Annotated in this window: 10 protein-coding genes and 3 pseudogenes; 4 read left to right on the top strand and 9 right to left on the bottom strand. The window is 38.6% G+C overall.

What is annotated here, in order from left to right; genetic code table 11:
- Nucleotides 1–357 (top strand): annotated as a pseudogene (locus ACWATR_RS37465) (hypothetical protein); the annotation flags it as partial.
- Between the two features lie 26 nt (nucleotides 358–383).
- Here the strand turns inward: ACWATR_RS37465 and ACWATR_RS37470 are convergent.
- The 5 genes from ACWATR_RS37470 to ACWATR_RS37490 form a co-directional block, all read right to left on the bottom strand.
- Nucleotides 384–1853, bottom strand: a complete 1470-nt coding sequence (locus ACWATR_RS37470) for a DEAD/DEAH box helicase (protein WP_460344654.1) — start codon at nucleotides 1851–1853, stop codon at nucleotides 384–386.
- 101 nt (nucleotides 1854–1954) lie between these two features.
- A complete protein-coding gene (locus ACWATR_RS37475) occupies nucleotides 1955–2593 on the bottom strand; it encodes a nuclease-related domain-containing protein (protein WP_460344657.1) in 639 nt (212 codons plus the stop codon).
- Nucleotides 2594–2737: 144 nt separating this feature from the next.
- Nucleotides 2738–2893, bottom strand: coding sequence for a hypothetical protein (locus tag ACWATR_RS37480; RefSeq protein WP_460344659.1), 156 nt, complete (start codon nucleotides 2891–2893; stop codon nucleotides 2738–2740).
- 20 nt (nucleotides 2894–2913) lie between these two features.
- Nucleotides 2914–3435 carry a hypothetical protein gene (locus tag ACWATR_RS37485; RefSeq protein ID WP_460344661.1) on the bottom strand — a complete coding sequence of 174 codons (522 nt, stop codon included), beginning with the start codon at nucleotides 3433–3435 and terminating at the stop codon, nucleotides 2914–2916.
- A 145-nt stretch (nucleotides 3436–3580) separates the two neighbouring features.
- Nucleotides 3581–4438, bottom strand: coding sequence for a nucleotidyltransferase domain-containing protein (locus ACWATR_RS37490; RefSeq protein WP_460344664.1), 858 nt, complete (start codon nucleotides 4436–4438; stop codon nucleotides 3581–3583).
- Nucleotides 4439–4632: 194 nt separating this feature from the next.
- Between ACWATR_RS37490 and ACWATR_RS37495 the strand changes: the two genes are divergently transcribed.
- The gene (locus ACWATR_RS37495; protein WP_460344667.1) at nucleotides 4633–4896 is read left to right on the top strand and encodes a hypothetical protein; all 264 of its coding nucleotides are present in this window, start codon (nucleotides 4633–4635) and stop codon (nucleotides 4894–4896) included.
- An 802-nt stretch (nucleotides 4897–5698) separates the two neighbouring features.
- Here ACWATR_RS37495 and ACWATR_RS37500 read toward each other — a convergent pair.
- Nucleotides 5699–6028: pseudogene (locus ACWATR_RS37500) on the bottom strand (ISAs1 family transposase); the annotation flags it as partial.
- A 1043-nt stretch (nucleotides 6029–7071) separates the two neighbouring features.
- On the opposite strand from ACWATR_RS37500, the pseudogene ACWATR_RS37505 reads away from it, so the two are divergent.
- Nucleotides 7072–7329: pseudogene (locus tag ACWATR_RS37505) on the top strand (IS701 family transposase); the annotation flags it as partial.
- Nucleotides 7330–7393: 64 nt separating this feature from the next.
- Here the strand turns inward: ACWATR_RS37505 and ACWATR_RS37510 are convergent.
- Together ACWATR_RS37510 and ACWATR_RS37515 are read right to left on the bottom strand one after the other, a co-directional pair.
- Nucleotides 7394–8410 (bottom strand): WD40 repeat domain-containing protein, encoded by a 1017-nt coding sequence (locus tag ACWATR_RS37510; RefSeq protein WP_460344670.1) that lies wholly within the window; start codon nucleotides 8408–8410, stop codon nucleotides 7394–7396.
- A 21-nt stretch (nucleotides 8411–8431) separates the two neighbouring features.
- Nucleotides 8432–9271, bottom strand: coding sequence for a WD40 repeat domain-containing protein (locus ACWATR_RS37515; protein WP_460344673.1), 840 nt, complete (start codon nucleotides 9269–9271; stop codon nucleotides 8432–8434).
- Nucleotides 9272–9491: 220 nt separating this feature from the next.
- On the opposite strand from ACWATR_RS37515, the gene ACWATR_RS37520 reads away from it, so the two are divergent.
- Nucleotides 9492–10880 carry a hypothetical protein gene (locus ACWATR_RS37520; RefSeq protein ID WP_460344676.1) on the top strand — a complete coding sequence of 463 codons (1389 nt, stop codon included), beginning with the start codon at nucleotides 9492–9494 and terminating at the stop codon, nucleotides 10878–10880.
- A 270-nt stretch (nucleotides 10881–11150) separates the two neighbouring features.
- Here the strand turns inward: ACWATR_RS37520 and ACWATR_RS37525 are convergent.
- On the bottom strand, nucleotides 11151–11499 hold a 349-nt coding region (locus ACWATR_RS37525), incomplete at its 5' end, for a glycosyltransferase (protein WP_460344679.1).

Consider the following 11499-nt stretch of genomic DNA (forward strand, 5'->3'; position numbering starts at 1 on the left):
TTGCTAGACAGCAAGTATTACGCCAGCATGAGGGCAAGCATCAGCAAGTTTGAGAAACAATGGAATATATCTGTAGTCAATTATCAGGTGCAAAAATCTAATGAGGAGTTGTTTACCACCGTTCGCGGAGCGTCTCGTAGAGAAGACATCGCCATGAGATCCAAAGCTAGACTATTGCGAATGGAGAAACTGAAGATGGCTTCTCTGGGTGGGCAGAATCCGGGGTTTGACTTTTTGCAAGAGTGCTGGAATGATGACCCTGCTTTGCAAATTGTGATCAAGAAGTTGCTGGCAAAGTTTCCGCAATGGGGGATTGCGATTGTGGATGGGAAGTTGGTTGATTGGAGGATTAGCTAGGAGAGCGGTAAGACCTTCTCTGAACACTATGTCAATATTTCCTCGCCTATAACTCGTCCAAGAGGTTTTTTATAATTGAAAGTGAAAGTGTTACCATTTTTAATCGCTTGTCGCATCTCTTCGCACATTGGAGATTCACCTACACCACTTAAGCTTACCCAAGCTTTGGATCTGGTGAGAGCAACAAATAACTGGTTACGAAGGCTTATGCTGCTTTCATTTTTTGCAATATTGTTAAAGCCTATCAGGTGTACCATATAAGCTTCATTACCCTTAGCTCGATAAATACGCGATACTGTAACAGCTTCTTCTTTCCAAGATTGATTTGGTCGCTTGTCTTGTAAATTCATCTGTTCTGGAAATTGATTGCTGTTGAGCGCACTAGGAATATAAAAGTCAACACCATACTTTTGTAAAGTCTGGGCTGCCCTTTTTTGAAGATTAATACTTTCTTCCTGAGAACCCAACACGATTACTAAAATATCACGGCTAGGTTTTAATCCATCACAATGAATGTTTTGATGAATTTTTTTTCTGAGTGCATCAAGTTCAGCTTCGCAAGAATCATAAATATTAAATTCTAATAAATCTCCTGACCAAAAATGATGTACTGGATTCGGAGAATTTTTCAAAGGTCTGCTTATAGTAATTGGCTCACCTATTTTACGGAAGTCACCATCAACTTCATAGCCTATATGTTCCCAATCTTTTTTATTTGTAATTCCTGTTAGCATTCCTTCTGGACGCAGCCATCCCATACCAATTGCATGAGCAGCAGTCAGAATATTCCCAGGTGTGCGGTAACAATGGCGCATTGCATAAGCTTTGCGGATACCGCCTTCATACCAAGCTCCTCCATTTCCTCCTAGTATTTGGCTTAATTCTGCGCCTAGTACTTCCTTAGAGGTTGGAATACTCAAGGCATCAAGGCTCTGCGCTTCATCGTATGCCCAAATTAAACGTCTGACATCTGGAGTATCCGGTGCAACAGGTCTGAGCACTTGCCATGCTAACCAGTAAACTGATTGTTTATCTTCAAACTTTAATTGTTGCTCATCTAAAGCTAAGTCTTGCCCCTCATCAATTAAAATAGCATCGAATATTGGTTGAATTTGGTATTCGCTTAATACCCTTCTGCACAGATATGCTAGCTTTTCAGGAGGATTACCTTTTACACGCTGATTATGAGTGAGACTAATATTCTGCGTATCATGAATAGTTGAGTATAAACCTGATTGGTTGTTATCTCCCCAAGCGTGTAGTATTTTTAGCTTGGATGTCTCAGGATCGTATTCAATCTCATCATTAGAGAAAAATTTCAGCCATCCATTTACTAAGTTAACCGCTTGGTCGTAGAGACTGCGAGTGAAAAATACTAGAGCGATATCCCAATCTGGATGATACCAATGCATCCAAGCTGCCTTTTGACATAGCAACACAGTTTTACCAGAGCCGGCAATTCCTCGAATACGTTGAGGGCCAGGAGGTATTGACATTCCGATGTGAATTTGCTCAATATCTGTTGAACCTACCCATTGTTGTAATTGTTCAATTACCTGACGACGCAGTGGTTTTAGATTAAGTTTTATTAGTTCACTTACACCATCTTGGCGAATAGGAGGTATGGGCTACAAACAATTTTTTGTAGTAAGTCCCACTCTTGATCTATTAAAGGTCTTCCTGGTTGAACTTGACCTGCATTTTGTATAATTCTTTGGACTAAATTAGTTTTGTTTAAATGCTCTTGAAAAAGAATAGGGGGACAGGATATCTGTTTATTAAATTCTTGTCCTATCCATTCTTTTTCAGTAATCGAGGGTAAAGCCACTAAAGCTCTTGCCCTTACTTTTCGTTCAAGTAATGACTGCTTGTTACAATAATTAACTAAGTGTTGAAGTTGGCTCTCAGCTTGTTTATAGGCATTTATGGGAGATTTATAAAAATTTTTGGTAAACCAGTCATAACCTTTTATGTGTGTGATTTGGTTTATTCTAATGTTTTTAACTTCTATAACAATTACACCAAATTCTTGGTCAACAATTAATATATCTGGCTCATAGCATAATTGTTTATCTTTAATAAAGATAGGGTATGTCCAAAAGCATAAGCAGTTTTCACGATCATTAAATGCAGAACGTACAGCATCCCATATCTTTTGCTCTGCTTTTTGTCCAGGAAAGTAAATTGGTTCGGTAGTAATAAATTTCAGCTTATACTCTTGAGTAGCAGATACCATTGTCTTACCTGATTTAATTTGCAGCCAATCATATAACCGCACTTAAATAAAATATCTTTTACTTATCTCAAGTAAGGCTTCAGGGAAAATACGTCTTTTAGTAAATACTCTGAACTATAAGCCACTGTAAAATTGCTGCTAATACTAAGGCAGAAATAAAACTGCTGGCGAAGTTTCCGCAATGGGCGATCGCTTGCGTGGATGGTGAATTGGTTGAGTGGGAGAGTTAACAATCACACAATCACACTGCCTCAGAATATGTGCAGGTAAAGCGATTACTGCTTGACGGTGCTTATCCACTCTTGTTCAGAAGGTATTGATCAAGATTCCCTTGCATTGATACTGCCAAGCGACCAATTACTTTCTGAAAACGGGGACGCATAATCTGCGACTCGCTCCCATCCCCATTTATAAGCAGTGTCAACTAGAATTTCTTTACCATTTCGGAACTTGATAAATTCCTGCCCGTGATCGTAAAATATGTCTGCAACCAGTTGATTACGTTCGTCGTAACCCCACTTATCCACTGCTGCCCTCCACCAACGCTTTCCTCTTGAGAGCAACTGTTCAAGTTCCAAATACTCCGGTTTCCAGTACTTGGTACGCCATTGATTTGCAAGTGCGTCGATTAATATCGCAGTCGGGTAGATCGGCTTGAGGTTTTCTTCGAGCCAGAGCATATAAACGATTGCGCTCCTGAAAGCATCTTCTAAACCATAACTGGATGCTTCTAGAGTGTCTTGAAGTTGCTCGTCATTAAAATTTACGCCGAGCGACCGTAGGGCTGGAGCGTACAAATCAAATAATTCTTGTTCTACTGAATCGGCAGACCAGAACCACATAAGAAAAAGAAAACTCCTACTGGGTAGCTAAATAAAATTTAGCATTTAGCTGTTGATGTGGGGACGAGTAGCAATGTCTACAACGGGCTATTCGGCGTTGCAGAAATTTGGCTACCTGAACTTGAATAACTCAATCGCCATAAAATTACATTGCTAATCGCCGATTTCCATACCATTGACTCAAATCATCCTCAATCGCCTCAAGAATCGCAATCGCCTCAGTTATCGATTTTGAAGAAGCAGCTAAAAGTGCAAACGCTTGCTCAACCCGTTGTTGATAGTCAGTTGGGCAAATAGCAAACCTACCCGCGATTGCCACTGCACCTTTTTCATTCAACAGGTAATCTTCATTAAGAGCGAATAAAACCTGATTCATACACGCCACACTGCGGAAACAACAACCTGCTGCGTAAACGACATCATCGCGTGCAATCGCCTTTTTTGCAACCACCAGCGAGAAACTGATTTCCCAGGCGAAAGTATCAATAGTTGCGTGTTTGAGTCCAACTGGATAAGGCTTTGTTTTAAGCTTCAAAGCTTCTAAAACACCATCTGGGTCATGAAGTACCTGACAAATAGCAATTTCCCCCATATAAATTGAGGATAAAAAACCATGAGGATGTCCTGGTTGGTAGTCAATAGTAATTTGTCCAGCATGGCAATCATTAATCACACGATTCACCTTGGCCAAATCACGATAGAGAAAATCTACGCCTACATCCTGAACTTGTAGCCAACCGCCGCCGTTAATCCACTTTCCCCATCCACCAATGGCAGTAATCAAATTTACCCGATGTTTATCATCAAGCTCATAGGCGAGGCGATTCAGAGCAATTAAATCGGGCGGGTTTTCTGAATTATAATAAATTCCCAAATCCACATCTGACTTATTGGTGTGATTGCCTCGTGCCCGTGAACCGCCCAATGAGATGGCTGTAATTCCCTCAATTGACCGCAAACTTGAAACAATATGGTTGATGAATTGAGGCGATTCCTGATTCATAGAGCGATTGTTAGATTTCTATCGCTGTCATTTTATATTTTAAAGGCATCACTACTTAAATTGATAATGCAATTGATTCGTTTGGACTCACTGTGATTATGAGAGTATAATTTCTGATCCGCGCCTGTCCCCAGTGATAGAAAAATGGTCGCATGAGGCGATTGTTGCTTTTGTCAAATATGCGGACGGAGCGTATGCAAAAACTTAAAGTGGGGATGAATCCGCGGCAGAATCCGGGGTTTGAGTACTTGCTTGAATGTTGGAATGATGATCCGGCGAAAGCAGATCGCGATCAAGAAGCTGCTGGCGAAGTTTCCGCAGTGGGGCATTGCGATTGTGGATGGGGTGTTGGTGGATTGGGACGAGTAGCGATCACACTTCAACTGTTGGCGTATTCCAGTACTTGTTCCCACTCCAATGCCACGCCGTTTCTACCAATATTTCCTTTCCGTTGGTAATTTGAATGGATTTAGAAGTTACGTATCATACATAGTACTACATGGAATTTGGGTATCTCAGCTATGTTTATTACCCAGGGACAAAACATTCTCTTATCTATTTGTTATTCAAGATCATCGTTTTACAATATTTGAAATTGGGAAAAGTAGGAAAAGTAGGAAAAGTAGGACGTTTTGTACAAACAGTTGACTAGCTTGTTGTTAAGCGGTAAGTTGATGGGTATTGGAGAGTAAATTTACTTAATTTTTTGTCGTGTAAACCTTTTTAGATACTTGCAAAGCTTACCACTAATGGTTCAGATTCAGTAATAATTTTGGATTTGAAAAGATTTAGTTGGCAAATTTCGCTTGGACATCTGAATTTGGTTAATTCACATTAAAGCTCTGAAAACCTTTTAGGGATTAAATTCTCCAAAAGCTATAAAAGAGGAATAAGTAGCAATCACAGGGCGAACGCACGGCATTTGTGAAACCCCTGCTGGATAAGGATCTTGACGAAAAAATAGGCTAAATTTAAAAACGCTGAAACCCTTGCTATTAAAGGATTTTTATACTTTAGATGCGTTTGCCCTAGTAGCAATCAGATTCTTGGTGTATAGATAACCCTGTTTAAAGTATGGACAATGTGGTTAAGTACGAGAGTAATTAAATTTGTCAATGATTACGAATATAGAGAGTATGCAAAGTTCCTGGGCTTACCTGCTCTTTATCAAATTCGGAGTATTGATCCTTGGTGCAATCCACACGTTAATTATTCACGTAACTTCCGTTTAGATTCGCTAGAGGAGGTTTGGAACTTGCTCGATATCACTTCCCCAGAAGTTATCTTCTGTACTGATTTCATCCAATCCAGAAAACATGACTGAAACTGTTGGGGATTTATCTGTGCAAATACTCGCGCGAATGTATCATGTGACGGGATACCATTCGGTAGGTCTAGAAATGTTTTTAACCACTCATACTTGGCACATCCATAAGTCTCTATTGCCACCCAACCATCTGCCCCACAAATCACAGCACACACGGCAATCGTTATGATATCCATTAAGTTATGCCGCTTCGTTCGATCTATTCGTGGGTCTTCTATTCCCAAAAAATGGTCAGCAATTGTGATTTTTGGCTTCAGCTTCATAGAGAGGATCTGGGAGAGCGTAATTCTTCTTTGGAGCTTTTATGAGAATATCACGTTCTTTAATGGCAACCGTCGGTTCCCTCTAACCCATCCACCCCCATCATAATGATTATCATTACTTTGCTAATTGATGTTTAACTTTCTAAAAGTACTATGGGGTCTAGCTTCTGCTGCTTTCTACTTTTATCTATGCTCATCAATATTTAGATGCGTTTGCCCTGGGATGACAACTCAGTTAAGGTGATAGAAGAGTCAAAAAGCGTTCCCTGAATCATGTTATGCAGATAGCGTAGAGTCGTCGATAGCAGCGAAACTCAATATTACAATAAGTGTTTGCTGTATTGTGCTTGCCTGAGAAAAGCAAAATTATTTAATTCTCTTGTAGCTAGATTGCTGCGATCGCAAGCCGACCCTTCTCTTTATAAAAATAGGTGAACACTAAGTTTATATTCTAAACGGCTAAAATATGGACTTTTTTAAATGTCTGAAAGTTGAGAGTCAATAAGTTATCTAGCTTTTATTGTTTGTCAGTGTTTGCAGTGAAAATACAGTTAGATAATGCCTAACACTGATTTAAATGAGCTCTGATAGAAATATTTATGTCGCTCTAAGCACAAAGTTATTTTTCTTGATTATTATTTTTTAACATCCATTATCGCAACTTTCCACTTAGAGATCAGGCCATGTCAATTTCTCAGAATGCTTACGCTAATACACGGTTGAATGACAATGGAGAAATTTTGGTCGCCAAGGAACTCGATAGTGCTGAAACTCAGACATAACAAGCACTTCAACAATTAGTATCAATTCAGCCTATTTTGATATTTGAAGAGTTTAACTGTCCCACTATTAGATTGGAAATCCGACAGTATTCATTCTCCCAAACACCTGCTACTTCGTGAACCACTCTCCTCAATTAAGTCACGCTTATCATTCAACCGCCGAAAATTCTCTACACAGGGCGATTGATAAAGCTGGCTTATATATATAAGATAGTGAGCGGCTTGCCTAATTGTCTGTACTCACTTCTAGGGGTAATCCCGGCTGAACCCCAATCTGGTCAAATCCCAACGGAGATAAAAGAAAATAGTTCTGTTGATTTTTCTAATCATAAACAATGGAATCAGGAAGGTGGATGGAAAAATACTTTAAATAATCTTCGTCTAATTCTCCAACCACTCCTACTATTTTGGTTAATTTATCCCTGGCTAGAGATTTTTCATAATTCCAATTTATTGCTGGGATTCAATCATTTAATTAATGCAATGAATCAATTTAAACCCTCTTATGCTTTTGGATAGTTTAGCATATTTACGACTTACTTACCCCGGAGAGTGACAGAAGCTGTTCATGAGCGCTCGCCCACTATGGATGAAAGAAACCATTCTGTTTTCTTAGGAAAGGGATAATTGGTTTTGGTACACCGTTGCATAGATGTCTGTCGCCCTCCTCAATATTGGGGTTATTCTTTAGATAATCTCGCACATGATCGCAACCTTTTGAAAGCAAATAGTCTAAATCGCCAATCCGCCACAACTTAGTCCTACCATCCGCACCAATAGTAATCATTAAGCTGCTATCATAACTAAAACTAATTCTTTCGTTCCTATAATATCCATTGTTTTTGATATTTTGATGTACTTGGAATTCTGTTAACAGCTTTTTATTCCTAAAATCCCATAACTCAATAATACCTTCCTTATTATCATCAGTTATAGCAATCAAGCGGTTATCTGGACTAACCTTTATCTGATTGTATGCTGTTAGATTTAGATAATTTTCTAAGGTTTTTATATTTTTATCAAATTTCCATGAGAACAGCGTCATAGCTGCCCCCCCAGCTTGTTGCATTGTATATACTAGCAGTCCCCCATCAGGATCGAAAGACAAACCAACTGGTTCTGCTTCAAGTTCCAAAAGGGGTTTTTCTAAAGAAACATCCTCCCACACGTAAACTGTGCCATTTTTTTTCTCATAAGAGGCTAAAAATAAATTTCCATTTTTAGAATTAAAAATCATGCTATGGAAATTTCCTTTAGGTAGTTTGAACAGTTTACCTGGTTGTTTTTGCGAAAAACTCCTATGTTCGATAGTTTTGTTTTTTCTAGCAATAGCAATTTTATTGTGATTATTACTAACAACAATATTAACAATATCATTATCAAAATAGGGGTCAATTTTTGTTAGCAGCTCACGTTTTTTACTAAATAAATCCAATGTAAAGATACTTCCATCTTTTTGGACAGAAATCATTTTTTTACTATCATGGCTAAAACTTGGAAATGAATAAGAAAATTGATTATTTTTTTCTTCTTCTTGTGTGGTAAAATCTGACCAATGAAATTTAGTATTATCTAATTTACTAGGCTCAGAGCTAAACAATTTAATACTGTTGTCTTCTCCTCAAGAAATTAGTTGCTTTCCATCAGGACTAAAAATTAATTCTTTTGTCACCCCACCTTTATAAGCTTTTAACTCCATAGGCTTTTCAAGCTTACCCGAAGAGTACAAGTAAATATTACCAAATTCATCCGCAATAGCTAGTTTATTACTGTCATTACTAAAAGCAACTGCACAGCCAGATGTCAGTGTTTTTTGTTCAGATTGATTCTGAGATAATTTATAATGTTCTAATTGCAAGCAACCGTGATGAAACCTTATGTTTACTATTTGCTTACCGTCGGGACTAAAAGTAAAATTGTTTTCAATAAATAAATGATTCGGCAATCTCACTGAAATAGGCTGCTTCTTATCTGACCAGTTGAAAATATGTCCCTTATCACTGACCAAAAGTATACTATCATCTTTGGTAAAAACAGCTTCTATTATTTTCTCTTGAGATCCTTTGAATGAATCAAGCTGATTATTTACCCAGTCCCATAATAAGGTAGGACTTCCATGTTGACTCACTATAATAACCATTCGTCTGCCACTACGGCTGAAAATCAACTTCTTGTACTCATTGTCACTGTATTTTTTTCCCGGTAAATCGGCAATCAATTCTCCACTTGTGATATTCCAAAGGCGGATTGCACCTTTTTTATCAACCGTAGCCATTAGTTTTCTATCTGGACTAACAAAAACATTGATAATGTCTCCTTCATGTCCAGGAAATTCAGCAACTTTTTCTTGTTTATCTGTCAACTTCCACAAGTTAACTGTACCTCCATCAGCTGTAGCTATCAACGGCTTTCCATCAATGCTAAAAAACATCCCTCCCTGGACAAATTTACCTGGAGGCATTTGTAAACGGTTCCTTTCGTTTGTGCTATAAAATACCTTTCGCAGCGTGTGTACTACTTTGATCTATTTGTCCCGCTTGTCTAAGTCCCCCACTAACGAAGGTGGAATGCGTTGGTGGCGCTTCTTTACCTACACCGATACGCCTGGTAACCGATAACTGATAACTCGTTTAATTATCTGTGATTCCTTAACCCCATCAAAAATCTCAATTTATCATTGAATGACTGAAATTATATATCCGACAATTGACCTGTTTATTTATGACTTGAAGTATAGTTTAGGCGATACTATAAATGAGATTGAGCAAAATCAAAAAAGTTTTCGGAATAAATTTCCTGGCTATATCGATTTATCATTATTTATAGAAACTGAAAATCATGTAGAAAATGAGTATGCCCATCTGTTGAAAAGTACATTTGTACAGATGAAACCTCAAGATAAACAATATGAAGGCTATTTCTATCCTGTATTACTGGGGGATAGTTACGGATTACTTATAGAGTGTGCGTTAAATAATAAACTTGATGCTCAAGCAACTAATTGCTTTGCCGGGATTAAAGCTGAAATCGAACAAATCTTAAAAGGTCAAACAGGGAATATTGGACAAACTTGGATGCTTTCTGGGTGGCTACCGCTAGGTTACACAAAAAGCCATGCAGAAATTGCTCAAGCCTGCTGTAAATCCTTTCTGCCTGATTTGGATTGGGAAGAAAATTTAGAAGGACAAGGACATTTTCTGGAAGCAAGCATTTTTGAACTAAGCCAAAATAATCAACATATTATTATCATCATATATCCGGACGAGAATACCTTAAATATATCAGGTAAATTTTATGCTGATTGGATGCGATTATTTTACTATCGCCACAAGATACTTTGGGCATATAGTCAAAGTCGGCTAGTAAAAAATCTTTTACAAACTTATTTTGGTAAAATTCAAGCTAGTAATGATTTGCTTGAGCAAGCAAGAAATAATGACAGTGAATTAGATATCTTAAATCAAATGTTAGTTAATGTCCAAAATACGCTGAATAATTATACAAAAAATTTAACTATTTTAGATTTTCAAGGCGGAACGATTGATATTAACTTAAGTAATTATGAAAAACGCTTAGTAAAAATAAATAATAAAGCTACACGGCTGAAAGCAAGTTCAGAAACGGAATTAGATTTTTTTACAGAATTTAGTAGATTAGTTCAAGATAAATATCGTTTACAGATAACTAAAGATTCCGAAAATTTGGAGCGTGGTTTAAAATTGCTATCGGATACGATTAACGCTGTTCGTAGTCGAGTTGAAGTAGAAAAAGCTGAACGCGATCGCTCGTTTCAAAATTTCGTTACCCTCCTAGCCGGAGGATGGGCTTTTGGCTCGTTTGTTGCGGGGCTACCAGGATTAGGGGAAAAGAATGATAACCCTGTTAGGTCTACCCTGATCAAGTTAACGAATTTAAAATTCAGTATGCCACCAAAGCCAAACCAACAAGAACCTTGGTGGTTAATGCCAACAACTAAAGGTATATATACCCTGAGCGGATTTATTATTGCTATTTTAGTGCTGTTAATTTGGAGGCGTTTTTGGAGGCGATACCGTTCACCTGTAAAGTAAAGCTGATAAGCAAGGAAAATTTGGGTGAGGATTTGTCGCTGGGTCAAATAATCTATTGCCCTACATTTAGGAAAGCAACTGTCCAGTTATGGCGGCTATAAAAGGACACTCTCCATGACCTACTCAGCGTCTTTCACTATGCGATCGCTATGGAATCTTATTGCCAGCTTGCTCTACTGCCTGCTGCCATACATTCGCTTGTACAGCCGATTCCAACTCTGCTTTCGCCAAAAACCGCAATTGTCGTTCGTTGGTCGGCATTGGGATTTCTCACCTAATCAAACCCAAATGCCGATGAAATGCTTCAACTGCATTCGCTACACCATCCTCAGCCCTGATTTTCTCACCTAACTCCTGGGCTTTAGACTGCATCACCTCATCGCCCAGTACTACTTCAATCGCTGCCGCTAGAGTTTCTTCTGATACCTTGTGGTACGGTATCGGCGCAGGGCTGACTCCCAACCGAGTTAACTTTTCACCCCAAACTGGCTGATCTGCAAAAAAGGGTACGGTAACTGATGGTGTCCCTGCACGTAACACTGCCGCCGTTGTACTAGCTCCTCCGTGATGTATTACTGCTGGCACTTGGGGAAACAGCCAATCATGGGGAACTTCCTTG

This window comes from Nostoc sp. UIC 10890 (assembly GCF_054786515.1).